The sequence below is a fragment of the Mesorhizobium ciceri WSM4083 genome, from assembly GCF_000519305.1.
Taxonomy (GTDB): Bacteria; Pseudomonadota; Alphaproteobacteria; order Rhizobiales; family Rhizobiaceae; genus Mesorhizobium; species Mesorhizobium ciceri_B.
The window spans coordinates 67,649-82,061 of the sequence record NZ_JAFG01000014.1 but is presented as its reverse complement, the minus strand read 5'-3'; the positions used below and the strand labels follow the sequence as shown (position 1 = coordinate 82,061).

Below are 14,413 nucleotides of genomic sequence, written 5' to 3'. Positions count from 1 at the left end.
TCTCGGCGCTATCGCGCCGATCCACCTTCTCCCACAAGGGGAGAAGGAAAAATCCGACCTCAAAGCGCCTTCACCGCCACCTGCACCGGCTGCTCGATCTCCAGCGGGTTGCGCAGTGGCAGGCCGAAATCCCCGGCCTCGATCTCGAACACGTCGCCGGCCTCGGTCCTGATGCCGTCGGCGAAGGAGAGCGTCGCCGTGCCGAACATGTGCACATGCACGTCGCCCGGCTGGCGGAAGGCCGCGTATTTGAAATGGTGATGTTCGAGATTGGCGATGGTGTGCGACATGTTCGCTTCGCCGGACAGGAATGGCTTTTCCCACAGCACCTCGCTGTCGCGCACGATGCGCGAGGTGCCGCGGATATCGGACGGCAGGTCGCCGATCAGGATCTCCGGCCCGAACGAGGCGTTGCGCAGCTTGGAATGGGCGAGGAACAGATAGTTCACGCGCTCGGTGACGTGGTCGGAAAACTCGTTCGACAGCGTGAAGCCGACGCGGAAAGGCGCGCCGTCATCGCCGATGACATAGATGCCGGCCACCTCGGGCTCTTCGCCGGCGTCCTTGGCGAAGGCCGGTGACAGGAGTGCGGCGCCTGGTGCCACCGCCATCGTGCCGTTGCCCTTGTAGAACCATTCCGGCTGCACGCCGATCTGGCCTTTCGCCGGCTTGCCGCCCTCCAGCCCCATGCGGAACATCTTCATGGAATCGGTGAGCTGCTCCTCGCCGTCGGCGCTCAGCTTCTTGTGCATGGAATCGCGCGTCGCGGCGGAGCCGAGATGCGTCAGCCCGGTGCCGGTCAGGTGCAGATGCGCCGGATCGGGGTGATTGATCGGCGACAGCAGCCGCCCCTTCTTGTAAGCGGCCTCGAGATCGACCGTCTCGCCAAGTCCCTTGCGTTCGATCAGCGCGACGAGGCCGACGCCGGTGCGGGCGGCCTCCATCGCCAGCGAATAGACGCTGCGGGCGCCATTGATGATCCGGGTCTTGCCGCTATTGCGGGCGACGACGCGGATGGTCTCGGCGTCGTCAAGGATCTGGGAGATCAGCATGATGAATCCTCTCTCATTTGCCTTGGCAGGGCTGCCAAAACGGCAGACCTTGCTCGGCGCGGCCGGGACCTCGTCCATGCCACGGTTTAAATTCTCAGTTCGGATTGCGCTCGCGGGCCTGGTCCCTCAGGGACTTCTGTTACCGGCGGTTGCCGGCAGCGCCGCGATCGTATGCCTCCTGCTTGCCTCGCCTAGAGCAGTTCACCGTTTCACGGAAACGGCGAACCGCTCTAACTCATTGTCTTGGTGCAATTCCGGGCGGAAAACCGTTTCACACTTTTCCCTGGAATTGCTCTTAAGCCCGTTCAGGCCTTGTTCTTGTTGTAGACGTCGAAGATCACGGCACCGAGCAGCACCAGGCCTTTGACCACCTGCTGCCAGTCGACATTGACGCCCATGATCGACATGCCGTTGTTCATCACGCCCATGATGAAGCCGCCAACCACCGCACCGATGACCTGACCGACGCCGCCCATGGCCGAGGCGCCGCCGATGAAGACGGCGGCGATGACGTCGAGCTCGCTGCCGAGGCCCGCGGCCGGCACCGCCTGTCCCAGTCGCGCCGCGATGATCAGGCCGCCGAGCGCCGACAGCACGCCCATATTGATGAACACCATCAGCGTCAGCCGCTCGGTGTTGATGCCCGACAGCTGCGCGGCCTTGGAATTGCCGCCCATGGCGTAGATACGGCGGCCGATGGTCATGCGCTTGGTGACGAAGACGAACAGCGAGATCAGCACGCCCATGACGAGCAGCACCACCGGCAGGCCCCTGTAGCTGGCGAACTGGTAGACCAGGAACAGCGCCAGCGCGCTGCCGACCAGCGTCTTGACGACGAACAGGGCAAAGGGCTCGGCTTCATAGCCATGGCGTTCGCGCTTGCGGCGCGTCCTCACCCCGAAATAGGCGTAGGCCAGCACAGCGATCAGGCCCAGCACGATCGTTGTCATGTGGAGCGTCAGGCCGCTGCCCATGATGGTCTTGCCGGCCGCGTTCACCGTCGGCGGGATCAGCGTCAGCGGGCCGATGACATCCGGGATGAAGCCGGAGCTGAGCGCCTTGAAGCCATCGGGTAGCGGCCCCACCGAGGATCCGCCGCCCAGCAGGGCCTGGCAGATGCCGCGGAAGATCAGCATGCCGGCCAGCGTGACGATGAAGCTCGGTATTCGGTGATAGGCGATCCAGTAGCCTTGCGCAGCGCCGATCGCGCCGCCCACGATCAGGCAGATGATCGACACCACCAGCGGATTGCTGAACGGGCCGAGCGGCCAGATGACCATCATCATCGCCGCCAGCGCGCCGATGAAGCCCGCCACCGATCCGACACTCAGGTCGATATGGCCGGAGACGATCACCAGCAGCATGCCCAGCGCCATCACGATGATGAACGAGTTCTGCTGCACCAGGTTGCTCAGGTTCACCGGCTTAAACAGCGTTCCGTTCGTGGTGAACTGGAAGAACACCATGATGGCGATCAGCGCCAGGATCAGGCCGTACTCGCGCAGGTTCGTCGTCAGCGCCGAGACGGCGATGCGTGGGCGCTGCTCTTCGGCGACGTTGCCCTGCGGGGCGGGGGCGCTTTCGGTGCTCATGCTGCTTTTCCTTCTCCACGAACGATGGCACGCATTATTTTTTCCTGGCTTGCTTCCGCGGCGGGCATTTCGCCCACGATGCGCCCTTCGTTCATGACGTAGATGCGGTCGGTGATGCCGAGCAATTCCGGCATTTCCGACGAGATGACCACGATCGCCTTACCCTCCGAGGCGAGCCGCGCGATGATCGTATAGATTTCGTACTTGGCGCCGACATCGATGCCGCGTGTCGGCTCGTCGAGGATCAGCACGTCCGGGTCGGCGAACAGCCATTTCGACAGCACCACTTTCTGCTGGTTGCCGCCGGAGAGATTACCGGTCATCTGATAGACGCTGGACGCGCGGATATTGGTCTTCTTGCGATAATCGTTGGCAACGGCGAGTTCGCGCATGTCGTCGATCACGCTGTGGCGCGAGACGCCGCCAAGATTGGCCAGCGTGATGTTGTGCTTGATATGGTCGATGAGATTGAGTCCGTAGGTCTTGCGGTCCTCTGTGACGTAGGCGATGCCGTGTTGGACCGCCTTGCTCACGGAGGATACGTCGACCGGCTTGCCCTTGAGCAGCACCTCGCCGGAGATGCGGCGGCCGTAGGAGCGGCCGAACAGGCTCATGGCGAATTCGGTGCGGCCAGCGCCCATCAGCCCGGCAATGCCCACCACTTCGCCCTTGCGCACGTTGATGTCGATGCCCTTGATCACCTGCCGCTCGGCATGGATCGGGTGATAGACCGACCAGTTCTTCACTTCGAACACGACCTCGCCGATGTCAGGCTCGCGCGGCGGATAGCGGTCGTCGAGTGAGCGGCCGACCATCGAAGTGATGATGCGGTCTTCAGAGATGTCCTTCTTGGCCAGCGTCTCGATGGTGCGCCCGTCACGGATCACCGTCACCTTGTCGGCGACCCGGTTGACCTCGTTGAGCTTGTGCGAGATCAGGATCGAGGTCATGCCTTGCCGCTTGAATTCGAGCAAAAGGTCGAGCAGCGCCTGGCTGTCCTTTTCGCTGAGCGACGCCGTCGGCTCGTCGAGGATCAGGAGCTTGACTTCCTTGCTCAGCGCCTTGGCGATTTCGACCAGCTGCTGCTTGCCGACGCCGATATTGGTGATCAGCGTCTTGGGGTCCTCCTTGAGGCCCACCTTCTTCAACAGCGCGCTGGTGCGCTCCTCGTTGGCATCCCAGTCGATGACGCCGTATCTGGCGTGCTCGTTTCCGAGGAAGATGTTTTCCGCGATCGACAGCATCGGCACCAGCGCAAGTTCCTGGTGGATGATGACGATGCCCTTGCGCTCGCTGTCATGGATGCCTTTGAACTGGCATTCCTCGCCGTTAAAGATGATCTGGCCGTCATAGGTGCCGGAGGGATAGACGCCCGACAGCACCTTCATCAGCGTCGACTTGCCGGCGCCGTTTTCGCCGACCACGGCATGGATCTCGCCTTCCTCGACGCTGAGATTGACGTTCGACAGCGCCTTCACGCCGGGGAACGTCTTGGTGATGTCGCGCATCTCCAAAATCGTCGAGGCCATGGGACAACCGCTCCTTGAGAGCTCGGCAAACATTGCCGGCGAGGTCGGCGACAATACCGGGCTCGCTGGTGAACGAAAAGGGGCCCTGCGTTGCGCAGGACCCCCTGACTTTGTAACCGGGATTACTTCAGTTCGTCGGCCTTGATGTAGCCGGAGTCGACGACCAGCGCCTGGTAGTTCGACTTGTCGACCTCATGCGGCGTCAGCAGGATCGAAGGAACGACCTTGACGTCGTTGTTGTAGGTCTTTTCGTCGAGGCCGTCCGGCTTGCCGCCCGAGAGCACCTTGTCGACGAGCTCGACGGTGGCCTTGGCCAGTTCGCGGGTGTCCTTGAACACGGTCGAATACTGCTCGCCCGTGATGATCAGCTTGACCGAAGCGGTCTCGGCGTCCTGGCCGGTCACGATCGGCCACGGCTGAGCCTCGGTGCCGTAGCCGACGGCGCGCAGCGAGGCGGTGATGCCGCGCGACAGGCCGTCATAGGGCGAAAGAACGCCATCGACGCGGCTGCCGTCCGAATAGTTGGCCGACAGCAGGTTGTCCATGCGCGCCTGGGCGGTGGCGGCGAGCCAACGCAGCGTGCCGACCTTGTCCATGCCGGTCTGGCCGGACTTGATCTTGATCGAGCCGTCGTCGATCAGCGGCTGCAGGACGGAGATGGCGCCATTGTAGAAGAAGAAGGCGTTGTTGTCGTCGGGCGAGCCGCCGAACAGTTCGACGTTCCACGGCTTGGTGTTCGGGAAACGCTCCTTGAGGCCCTTGACCAGCGAATTCGCCTGGATCACGCCGACGCCGAAATTGTCGAAGGTGGTGTAGTAGTCGACATTGGCGGTCTTCTTGATCAGGCGGTCATAGGCGACGACGACGACGCCCGCGTCAGCGGCCTTCTGCAGAGCATCCGACAGGGTGGTGCCGTCGATCGAAGCGATGATCAGCGCCTTCGGGCCTTTGGTGATCTCGTTTTCCAGCTGGCTGAGCTGGTTGGGGATGTCGTCCTGCGCGTATTGCAGGTCGACGGTGTAGCCGAGAGCCTCGAGCTGGGACTTGACGGCATCGCCGTCGTTGATCCAGCGCTGCGAGGTCTTGGTCGGCATCAGCACGCCGACGAGACCCTTGTCGGCTGCGTGCGCCGAGTAGGTCATGGCAGCGATGCCAAGGGCCGCGACGGCGGCCAGTGTCTTGATGATTTTCACTTCAACTCTCCCTGTTTGATGGACGCGGCACCCCGGGGGTCGCGGGCCGCGCAATCGTGCAGAAGCGCCAAGGCACTGCTGCCGTCATATCGATCTCCGGTATCCTCCCATGGCCCCGAGACGCTTATTCAATCGATACGATTTTTCTCGTCAGCGACCGTCACGTCTTGGAACGCGCGGAGGGTGTGGGTCTTTGCCATAACTGTCAAATGCGATCTTTGATGGTTGCTATATCATGGTTGGTATATGTATTGCGACGTGACGGGCTGACTCCAATGTCGGCCGTACACGAGCAGAAGGCAGGGAAAGCGATGGCGCGGCCCGGGAATCCGACAACAGCTTCAAATGGTTACAGAGAAGCACCGGGCGATGGTGAAACCCTGCTGCGCAGCGGTCTCAGTCTGCGTCACATGCGCATGATCGTCGCGCTCGACGACCATGGCCGGGTCAGCGCGGCAGCCCAGGTTCTGAACATTTCGCAGCCGGCGGCCTCGCGCATGATCGCGGAGATGGAGGCGGTGCTGGAGGTCAAGCTGTGCGAGAGGCTGCCGCGCGGTATCACCTTGACGCCATACGGCAAGGCTTTGGCCAGGCGCGCGCGCTCGATCCTGCTGGAGATGCGCGAGGTCGACCGCGAGATTTCCGAGCTCAAGGCGGGCAAGGGCGGTTCGGTTTTCCTGGGTGCCGTGACCGCGCCGGCCATCGAGCTGGCGGTGCCGGCAATTCGTGAAATCCGCCGCATCTACCCGCGTATCGAGATCACCATGCAGGTCGAGACCTCCAATGTGCTGGCACGCGAGCTGATCGCCACGCGCCATGACTTCATCATCGCGCGCATCCCCGACGATCTCAATCCGCGGCTGTTCGAGTCGCGCGTCATCGGCGTCGAGAAGGCCTGCCTGATCGTGCGCCGGGGCCATCCGCTCGCCAAGGGCGAGGCGGTGCGGCTGGAAGAGACCGCCGCCTATGACTGGGTCTTCCAGTCTGGCGGCTCGCCCTTGCGCCAGGCGATGGAGAGCAACTTCCTCAACCGCAACATCGCTCTGCCGGACCGCATCCTGAACACCAGTTCGCTGCTTTTGACCCTGGTCATGGTCGCGCAGTCCGACGCCATTGCGCCGGTCTCGGTCCAGGTGGCGAAATTCATCCAGAACCCTGACGGGCTGGCCGGCGCCATCGACGTCGTCCAGACCGAATTCGACATCGAGGTCAGGCCCTACAGCCTGATCACGGTGAGGAATCGCGCGTTGTCGCCGGCCGCCAAGATGCTGCACGACTTCATTCTGAGGGAAGTGGGATGATGGCTGGCCCGGGTAGGTTGTCCGGCGAAAGCACCGCCAGGCCGAGGCTGGCGAAAGCGAACTGGGAACATTATTTCCCGCCGATGCGTTCATGATCTTGCAAGGGACGATTTCATCTGGAGGCTGAACATGCGCGGCTTCGAAATCATCGATCTGCTTTGCGTGATCGAGGCCTGCAAGCACGATCGGTCGGTCGGGAATTTCGTGTCCATGGCTGAAAGCGTGGAAGAGCTGCGGGTGTTGACCGGCGATTTCGTTTCATCGGATGACGCGGCGGCAAACGCCCTTGCAACGGTGGCGCTTGCGCGAGGCTGCTCGGTCGTGTTCGACGAACAGGCAGGCGCTGAAATGGTTCTGACGCCTTAGACTGGAGCGGGTAGAGGGAATCGAACCCTCGCGTTCAGCTTGGGAAGCTGACAAGCTACCATTACATCATACCCGCGTGCGCCCTCGTTACCATGAGGGTTAGCCTTCGGGCAATCGCAAAGCGGTCTGTTCTCACGACGGTCGTGCCGCGGATCACGGCGCGCCCGCGGCCGTGAATTGCCGTTTTGCCTCCGCGACCTTATTGCCGGGGGCGAAGCTTGGCCAGTATTTCGAGATGGCCAGCGTCGCGCCGGCGGAAGAGAAGTGGCCATAGTCGAAGTAGAGAAATTCATTGGTCGTCGCATCGGCGTATGAACAACCGGCCGAGTCGCACAGATACGTCAGCGGATCTATGAAATCGGCCCCTTTGGTGAACGGCAGAACCCGTGCGTTGATGTTCGGATCCATAGCCATCGGCCAGGATGTGGTTCCGGCATTCTCCCGTTTCACCAAGAAAGCGATCTTCTGGACGTCGGCGATGAATTCCGGAGACTGGCCGACGGTATAGACCTTGACCCCCATCTCGCGGAGCCGGTCGATCGTCTTCTGCAGGCCGTCGAAGCCCCTGGCCTGGTAGTCGGTCCATCGGCCGCTCAGGATCACCGCCTGGATGTTGGCGTCGCGGACGATCGACAAGGCCCGTTCGTTGAAGCGGGTGCAGGCGGGCCGAGCATAGGAAAAATAGGTCAGGTCGGGCGGACAACCGGCATAGGTGTATTGGATGACATTGGCCTGGATTTTCTGGGCGTTGGGCTCAAGTCCCGAAACATAATGGGCAGCGAAAGAATCGCCCCACAGCAGCACATTGGTGGCAAAGCCCGTTGTACGGGTGCAGTCGACGAGGTTCCAGTCTTCGATGCGGGTCCCGTTTTCGTTGAAACAGATGCCGTTGCGCCAGTCGCCGACCCGGATACGTTCGGTCGAGAAATCCGGAAACCGTTGCGGGAAACCGTTGCCCAGTGCACCGGCCAAACCACCGGCGCACAGCAGCACGATTGCCGTCGCCGAAAAGGCGAAGATAGGCAGGGGGGCGGTATAGGGGCGTTTGTGGCGGAAGGGTTGCTCGACATATTTCCAGGAGAATGCCGCCAAGGCGAAACTGGCCACCGTCATCGCGATAATCGTTGGCACACCGACAGTCTTCAGGGAGAGATAATGGACGAACGAGTTGATCGGCCAGTGGACGAGGTAAAGCGAATAGGAAATGAGGCCGACCCAGACCAGCGGCGCCAACCGAAGCACGCGAGTGGCGACAGATGCCGGCCTGTCGGCGTTATCCTGGCCAGCATAGATCAGCAGAGCGGTTCCGATGCAGGGGAATAGGGCGTTGTAGCCGGGAAACGGATCGCTGTCCGAAATCGTCACAAAGCCAAATGCAATCAGGGCAAAGCCGGCAAGGCCGATCAGGTCCGCCGCGAGCCGACTGGCCAGGACCGGAGGCTTCCGCAACATCAGCATGGCGCCCAGCGCCAGCTCCCATATGCGCGTCGGCAAGAGATAGAAGCCGGCCGTCGGCGCCAGCGAGGTTGATATGACTGCCAGGGCAAAGCTGCCGATGGCCATCGGCAGAAGTACCGTCAGCCAGCGCTTCGAGACGTATCGGTGGATCAGATAAAGGAGGATCGGCGCGAAGATATAATACTGCTCCTCCACCGAAAGCGACCATGTGTGCAGGAGCGGCCGCAGTTCGGCGTCGATGGAGAAATAGTTCGTCGTTTTCCAGAAATAGATGTTCGACCAGAAGGTCGAGGCGGCGATCACACTAAGGCTGAATTCGTGGAGATCCGAAGGCAGAAGGATGAACCAGGCGGCAATGCTCGCGAGCAGGATGACGAAGGTCAGCGCCGGCACGATGCGCCGTGCGCGGCGCCAGTAGAAGCGGCCGATCGAGAACTGGCCCCGCTCAAGGTCATCGAGCAGGCTGCCGCTGATCAGATAGCCCGATATGACGAAGAAGATGTCGACGCCGGTGAAGCCGCCAGGAATGGCGGACACGCCGAAATGGAAGAGCACGACGGGTAGCACCGCAACGGCCCGCAGGCCGTCGATGTCGCGCCGGTAGTTCATCCGGCCGGCTCGCACACCAGGATCCGTGCGGCCGCACCCGACACGCTCATGCGGCGATGCCTCAGGTCGTGCTGAAAATCCCGGCTCGTCGATCTCACAGGCTTATCCCCAAGCAGTAATTTGTTGCGCTGCAACATACGTGTCAAGGCATATATTGGCCGTCGCGAAATTCGCCAGCAACGCACCAGGATCAGGCGCCAGGCAGATAGATCACTGCATGGTCGTCCGCATAGGCCCGCTTCCAGCCCAACTGGTCGAAAAAGGGGATGCGGGCGTCGTCAGCCGACAGCAGCGCCCAGCCTATTGCGTATTTCTTCAACCGGGCTTCGAGGAGTGGCTTGCCGTTGCTGTGACCCGTCTCGTCATCGGCTTTTGTGAAACCTCCCAGGAACAGCTGGTCCGTCCGTCCGTCGATATAGGTCTTGAACCCGTGGAAAATCAGCGTGCCGCCGAAATTGTAGGAATTCAGCACGTTGCCGGATAGATGATGGCTTTGCGCGAAGGCCAGCGCCCCGCTGGCCGATGTCTTCGGACTTGGCGCTACCTGATAGACGCTGCCGAGCACAGTGACCCCGCCAATCAGCAGAACGGCTGCCGTGCCGCAGATGGCGTAGAACCGCCTGGCGAAGAATCTCTCCAGTCCGTCGCGCTTTTCGGCCAGCCATGCGGTGGCCGAAAACGAGGGATATTGCTGGGCGACCTCGGCCGCCATCACCAGCGGAATCAGCAGGAAGAACAGATACATGAAACGCACATGGGCGAGATAGACATGCAAGGTGAAGACGACGAACAACGCCTTGGCCCAGCCAATTCGCAATCGGGACACCAGTAGCCCGAAAAGCGCCAGCAGCATCGCCGCTTCCTGGACGGGACTGTCCGGCTGATTGAACGGTTTCCATTCCATGATCAGCGACACCGCCTCATTGCCGTAGGCCACGGCGAGCGTCGCCAGAATGGCCTGGACGCCGTAGGGGTGGATCAGGCTGACCAGCGGGCAAAGCAGACCGAACGCGATCCACTTCGCCAGCAGGGACGGTTTCGACAGGCCCGTGCGCGCCAGCAGATCGAGACCGGCGAAAGCCGCGATGACGAAGCTCAAGGTGAAGGTGGCGTGCAGGTTCGCCCATAACACGACCAGCACAAGCAGCCACCAGGGCGGCGCCCGTTCTTCCCTTGCCGCACCGAACAGCACCGCCGTCCAGATGACGATGATCGGGAAGGTGAAGACATGCGGACGCGCCGTGAAGATCGGATTGATCAGGAACACCGCCGCGAACGCCAGTGTAATCGCCAGGATCGGTTTCAGCCATGCGCTGAGAAACCACCCCATGAGGAAAACCGTCAGGGAGATCGAGGCGATGATCGCGGTGACGACCCCGTTCCAGCCGCCCGCCCGGTAGGCAAGAGCCAGCAGGACCTGCCCCAGCCATTCCTTGGCAATCCAGGGCTGGCCTGCAAACGTGTAGGAATAGGGATCGACGGTCGGAAATGTCCGGTTGGTCAGGAAATCCAGACCGACCTTCACTTGCCACCAGCTGTCGGGATCCTGCAGGGTGGCGCCTGCCTGGGCACCCAACGCACCCGCCATCGCCAAGGCCGCGAGCAGGCAGAAGATCAGCCTGTTCCGCTCGTTGTATGTCGCGGCCTCCGCACTGGCCTGAGCGTCGTTCATGCTGCGCCGCCTCTAATCGGTTCCGATGACAGTGGGGTTCAAGGTGTTGGATTGGCGGGCTGCCGCCGAGGCTTGTCGGCCACCCGAACTGTGCGGTCGGTGCTGTCGTCCCCACGCCCCACAAACACGAAGCGGGCCGAGCCAAGATAGAAAACAACCGAATAGACGCAGATTCCCGCGAGGTGGACCAGCGGGTTTTCGACGATGCCTGCTGAACGGGCGGCGATCACGACGGCCAGATTGATGCTGTAGGCGACCAGAAAGACACCCCCGTAGCGCAGCGCGGTTCCGGGCTGGAAGCCATCGGCTCTGCTGAAGGTCCATTGGCGGTTGAGGAAGAAGCCGAGGACAAGGCCGGCGGCATAACCCGTGGCGTTGGCAAGGATGTCGCCCAGACCAAGCGCAAGCCCGGCCAGGATGACCGCGTATCCCAGCGCCGTGTTCAACAGACCGACGGCGCCAAATCGCAGCATCCTCGGGAAGTCAAACGGCAGGCTTGACCACATGCGCAAAATATTGGGCTCCGACAGGTACCTTGGTGAGGAAGCGCTCGAACGGCCTCAGTCTCGCAAGCATCCGAGGAAAGAAGATCCGGTAGACGATCCTCGTATCGGCAAGGCCCGCCTCGGCCATGCGCCCGCGCATCTCGCGCGAATTTATCAAAACCGCATTTTCGTCGAAGGCGCAGTTTCTCACCGCGTGCGTGGTCAGCGGGTTCCAAGGATTGTGTTCGAAGACGAAGAAGCTGCCGCCATCTGCCAGCACCCTGCCGATCTCGGCGAACAGTCCGATCTGCAGGTTCTCGGGGATATGGTGGAAGACGCAGGCCGCGAAGGCCAGGTCGAAGCTGCCGTCGGCAAAAGGAATCGTCTTGCCGTCGAAATGCGTGAAGGCGGCCTGGCCGGGAAAGCGCTTGCCGGCGATGTCGAGCGATTCCCGCGAAGGATCGAGCAAGGTGATCTCGGCGTCGGGAAACGCGTTGCGCATATGGCCGAGCGAATTGCCGACGCCGGCGCCGAAATCCAGTATTCGTCGCGGTTCGACACCAGCCCGCCGCAGCGTCGCGGCGACGTCCTCGATCTTGTACCTGGCGAAGAAATCCGGGTTTTCGCCGCTCAGCCTTATGCTTGCGGCATGCTGCTCCTGATATTCCCGCGCAAACTGGTCGAACTCCGCCTCAAGCACGTGCGGCCCTCTTTGCCATCTCCTGCAGGCGATGGACCGGCAATTCGCCGTCCTCCACTGCCTGGCTGCGCGACACGATCTCGTTAACGAAGTAGAGCGGCCGCCGCTTTGTCTCCATGTACATGCGCCCGAGATACTCGCCGAAGATTCCGAGCACCATAAGCTGGACGCTGCCGAGGATCAGCACGATCGCGGCAAGGCTGGTCCAGCCGGGCAACACGTTTCCGACCGACCATTCGAGCAGCGTGTAGCCGAGCACGACCAGCCCCAGAAGCCCGAACATCATTCCGAGCAAAGAGGCGAACCGCAAAGGGACGATGGAGAAGCTGGTCATCGCGTCGACCGCCAGAAGAAGCATTTTCTTCAGCGGATAATGGGTGGTTCCGGCAAAGCGGCGGTGCCGCTCATAGGGGAAGGCCACCTGTCTCAGCCCGATCCAGCTCACCATGCCGCGAATGAACCTGTAACGTTCTGGCATCGCGTTCAGATGGTCGAGCGCGCGACGGTTCATCAGCCGGAAATCACCGGTATTCGGGGCTATGTCGACGTCGACCATGCGGCGCAGCAAGCGATAGAACATGGACGCGGAGGCGAGCTTGAACCAGCTTTCGCCATCGCGCGTCAGCCTCTGGCCGTAGACCACATCGAAGCCTTCGTTCATCTTCGTCATCATCGCGCCGAGCAGTTCAGGCGGATCCTGCAGGTCGGCATCGAGAATGAGAATGCGCTGGCCGCGACAGAATTCGAGCCCGGCGCTCAACGCGATCTGGTGGCCGTAATTGCGGGCGAGGTCGATGGCGACGACATGGTCGTCCTTTTCGGCCAGCTGTAGAATGGCCTCGCGCGTACCGTCGGTCGCGCCATCGATGACAAGGACGATCTCGTAGGAAGGGCCTTGTTCAAGGCATGCGGCCGTTACCCGCCGATGCAGTTCGGCCACGCCATCCAGCTCGTTGTAGCATGGGATGACCACCGACAGCATGACGCCGCGTCGCGCGGTGTTTTTCTCCGTCTCCACCAAAGCCTTGCTCCCGCTAGTCGATTGGGAATAGCGGCAATTGGTTAGAAAACAGATAAGCCAGCGGGATCGGTGCGGCAGTAGCCGGCAGTCTGCCATGCGCCTGGGCTCGGCTTGCGGCCACACTATGCTCGGTGTCTCGCTACCCCGCAGAACTCCCGGCTTGAAGCGGGCAAGCCAAGTGCGTATGTCTGGGCCGACGCCCTCGAGCCTGGGTACCTCAATCTGGAGACGAGCCTTGTCCGCATTGACGCGCTTTCTTGGCGACTCGCCGCTCAAGGTGATCCTGAAACTGCTGGTGGTGTCTTTCCTCGTCGGCCTGGTCATGAATGCCTTCGGCTGGTCGCCGATGGATGTGCTCTACGGCATCCGGAAGTTCTTCATGGACCTGTGGAATCTCGGCTTCCACGCCATCGACCGCTTCCTCGGCTATATCCTGCTGGGCGCGGCTATCGTCGTGCCGGCGTTCATCCTGTTGAGGCTCGCCAACTACCGGAAGTAGCTACCGGGTGTAGCCCGCGGCCATCTCGAACAGGATGGCGTGGCGCGCGGCAAGTGCGGGCACATCGGTGGAATAGCCACCCCCGATGACGCCACACACCGGAACGCCCTGCGCGCGAAAGTGGCTGATCACCATGTCGTCGCGGGCGCGCAGGCCGTCATCCGATAGCGACAGCCTGCCAAGCCGGTCCTCGGCATGGACGTCGACGCCGGCATTGTAGAACACGATGTCCCAATGGGCTTGGGCGGAGAGCTCCGGCAGGATGGCGGCGAGCCTCTCGAGATAGGCAGCGTCACCCGTGCCGTCGGGCAGCGCGACATCGAGGTCGGAGGCGATCTTGCGCACGGGGTAGTTGCGGTCGCCATGCATGGAAAAGGTGAAGACGCGCGGATCATCGGCGAGAATATCCGCCGTGCCGTCGCCCTGGTGTACGTCGAGATCGACGACCAGGATGTTTTGCGCCGCGCCTTCGGCGAGCAGGACCAGCGCGGCGACGGCGACATCGTTAAAGGTGCAGAAGCCCGCGCCTTGCGCGCGCCGCGCATGATGGCTGCCGCCTGCGGTGTTGCAGGCAATGCCATGGCGCAAGGCGAGCCGCGCCGCCAGCACCGTGCCGCCGGTGGCAAGCTGCGCGCGCAGCGAGACGCGGGGTCCGATCGGAAAACCGATTTCGCGTTCGACCTTCTCGGGCACGCGGCAGTTGACGACCTGGTCGACATAATCCGCCGCATGGGCAAGCTCCAGCCATGACGCCGGCGCTGGTTCGGCGGTGCTGAGCGCGTCGGGGCCGGCGAGGCCGCGTGTACGCAGCGCGTCCATCAGCAGGGGATATTTGCTCATCGGAAAGCGATGGTTGACGGCGAAGCCGGCGTCGTAGTCGGGATGATGGACGATCTGCAGAGGCATGAAATCGTATCCGGCTGGCTCACGCCAGAC

The 14,413-nt window shown here is 62.1% G+C and carries 13 protein-coding genes and 1 tRNA gene; 3 read left to right on the top strand and 11 right to left on the bottom strand.

The genetic code is table 11. The features are described 5' to 3' along the window. Nucleotides 1-59: 59 nt before the first annotated feature. The 4 genes from araD1 to chvE all read right to left on the bottom strand — a co-directional run bounded on the left by araD1 (nt 60) and on the right by chvE (nt 5,366). Nucleotides 60-1,052, bottom strand: coding sequence for an AraD1 family protein (gene araD1 / locus MESCI2_RS0122880; protein ID WP_027038594.1), 993 nt, complete (start codon nt 1,050-1,052; stop codon nt 60-62). Between the two features lie 305 nt (nt 1,053-1,357). After that, the gene (gene mmsB, locus MESCI2_RS0122875) at nt 1,358-2,644 is read right to left on the bottom strand and encodes a multiple monosaccharide ABC transporter permease (RefSeq protein ID WP_027038593.1); all 1,287 of its coding nucleotides are present in this window, start codon (nt 2,642-2,644) and stop codon (nt 1,358-1,360) included. Beyond that, nucleotides 2,641-4,173 (bottom strand): multiple monosaccharide ABC transporter ATP-binding protein, encoded by a 1,533-nt coding sequence (mmsA, locus tag MESCI2_RS0122870; protein ID WP_027038592.1) that lies wholly within the window; start codon nt 4,171-4,173, stop codon nt 2,641-2,643. Before mmsA ends, mmsB begins: the two co-directional genes overlap by 4 nt. A gap of 122 nt (nt 4,174-4,295) precedes the next feature. Then, nucleotides 4,296-5,366: a multiple monosaccharide ABC transporter substrate-binding protein gene (gene chvE / locus MESCI2_RS0122865; RefSeq protein ID WP_027038591.1), complete on the bottom strand. Its 1,071-nt coding sequence runs from the start codon at nt 5,364-5,366 to the stop codon at nt 4,296-4,298. 311 nt (nt 5,367-5,677) lie between these two features. On the opposite strand from chvE, the gene MESCI2_RS0122860 reads away from it, so the two are divergent. Beyond that, nucleotides 5,678-6,667, top strand: a complete 990-nt coding sequence (locus tag MESCI2_RS0122860; RefSeq protein WP_027038590.1) for a LysR family transcriptional regulator — start codon at nt 5,678-5,680, stop codon at nt 6,665-6,667. A gap of 129 nt (nt 6,668-6,796) precedes the next feature. Next, the gene (locus tag MESCI2_RS0122855) at nt 6,797-7,033 is read left to right on the top strand and encodes a hypothetical protein (protein ID WP_027038589.1); all 237 of its coding nucleotides are present in this window, start codon (nt 6,797-6,799) and stop codon (nt 7,031-7,033) included. Between the two features lie 2 nt (nt 7,034-7,035). On the opposite strand, the gene MESCI2_RS0122850 is transcribed toward MESCI2_RS0122855, so the two are convergent. The 6 genes from MESCI2_RS0122850 to MESCI2_RS0122820 all read right to left on the bottom strand — a co-directional run bounded on the left by MESCI2_RS0122850 (nt 7,036) and on the right by MESCI2_RS0122820 (nt 12,939). Further along, nucleotides 7,036-7,109 (bottom strand) — tRNA-Gly (locus tag MESCI2_RS0122850). A 77-nt stretch (nt 7,110-7,186) separates the two neighbouring features. Next, on the bottom strand, nt 7,187-9,100 hold the full coding sequence (locus MESCI2_RS0122845; protein WP_027038588.1) for an acyltransferase family protein: 1,914 nt from the start codon (nt 9,098-9,100) through the stop codon (nt 7,187-7,189). Nucleotides 9,101-9,290: 190 nt separating this feature from the next. Next, nucleotides 9,291-10,772: a hypothetical protein gene (locus tag MESCI2_RS0122835; RefSeq protein WP_027038587.1), complete on the bottom strand. Its 1,482-nt coding sequence runs from the start codon at nt 10,770-10,772 to the stop codon at nt 9,291-9,293. 38 nt (nt 10,773-10,810) lie between these two features. Beyond that, nucleotides 10,811-11,245: a GtrA family protein gene (locus tag MESCI2_RS01000000135180; RefSeq protein ID WP_245492110.1), complete on the bottom strand. Its 435-nt coding sequence runs from the start codon at nt 11,243-11,245 to the stop codon at nt 10,811-10,813. 10 nt (nt 11,246-11,255) lie between these two features. After that, the gene (locus tag MESCI2_RS0122825) at nt 11,256-11,957 is read right to left on the bottom strand and encodes a class I SAM-dependent methyltransferase (protein WP_027038586.1); all 702 of its coding nucleotides are present in this window, start codon (nt 11,955-11,957) and stop codon (nt 11,256-11,258) included. After that, the gene (locus MESCI2_RS0122820; RefSeq protein WP_196815397.1) at nt 11,950-12,939 is read right to left on the bottom strand and encodes a glycosyltransferase family 2 protein; all 990 of its coding nucleotides are present in this window, start codon (nt 12,937-12,939) and stop codon (nt 11,950-11,952) included. The genes MESCI2_RS0122825 and MESCI2_RS0122820 overlap by 8 nt, the downstream gene beginning before the upstream one ends. 274 nt (nt 12,940-13,213) lie before the next feature. On the opposite strand from MESCI2_RS0122820, the gene MESCI2_RS0122815 reads away from it, so the two are divergent. Further along, on the top strand, nt 13,214-13,477 hold the full coding sequence (locus MESCI2_RS0122815) for a DUF6460 domain-containing protein (protein WP_013533620.1): 264 nt from the start codon (nt 13,214-13,216) through the stop codon (nt 13,475-13,477). On the opposite strand, the gene MESCI2_RS0122810 is transcribed toward MESCI2_RS0122815, so the two are convergent. Beyond that, nucleotides 13,478-14,383 (bottom strand): histone deacetylase family protein, encoded by a 906-nt coding sequence (locus MESCI2_RS0122810; RefSeq protein ID WP_027038585.1) that lies wholly within the window; start codon nt 14,381-14,383, stop codon nt 13,478-13,480. Nucleotides 14,384-14,413 lie beyond the last annotated feature (30 nt).

Excerpts from the sequence above, each read along its gene's own strand:
- araD1 (WP_027038594.1), bottom strand. The coding sequence starts at position 1,052 with ATGCTGATCTCCCAGATCCTTGACGACGCCGAGACCATCCGCGTCGTC.
- mmsB (WP_027038593.1), bottom strand. The coding sequence starts at position 2,644 with ATGAGCACCGAAAGCGCCCCCGCCCCGCAGGGCAACGTCGCCGAAGAG.
- mmsA (WP_027038592.1), bottom strand. The coding sequence starts at position 4,173 with ATGGCCTCGACGATTTTGGAGATGCGCGACATCACCAAGACGTTCCCC.
- MESCI2_RS0122860 (WP_027038590.1), top strand. The coding sequence starts at position 5,678 with ATGGCGCGGCCCGGGAATCCGACAACAGCTTCAAATGGTTACAGAGAA.
- MESCI2_RS0122855 (WP_027038589.1), top strand. The coding sequence starts at position 6,797 with ATGCGCGGCTTCGAAATCATCGATCTGCTTTGCGTGATCGAGGCCTGC.
- MESCI2_RS0122845 (WP_027038588.1), bottom strand. The coding sequence starts at position 9,100 with ATGAACTACCGGCGCGACATCGACGGCCTGCGGGCCGTTGCGGTGCTA.
- MESCI2_RS0122835 (WP_027038587.1), bottom strand. The coding sequence starts at position 10,772 with ATGAACGACGCTCAGGCCAGTGCGGAGGCCGCGACATACAACGAGCGG.
- MESCI2_RS01000000135180 (WP_245492110.1), bottom strand. The coding sequence starts at position 11,245 with ATGCTGCGATTTGGCGCCGTCGGTCTGTTGAACACGGCGCTGGGATAC.
- MESCI2_RS0122820 (WP_196815397.1), bottom strand. The coding sequence starts at position 12,939 with ATGCTGTCGGTGGTCATCCCATGCTACAACGAGCTGGATGGCGTGGCC.
- MESCI2_RS0122810 (WP_027038585.1), bottom strand. The coding sequence starts at position 14,383 with ATGCCTCTGCAGATCGTCCATCATCCCGACTACGACGCCGGCTTCGCC.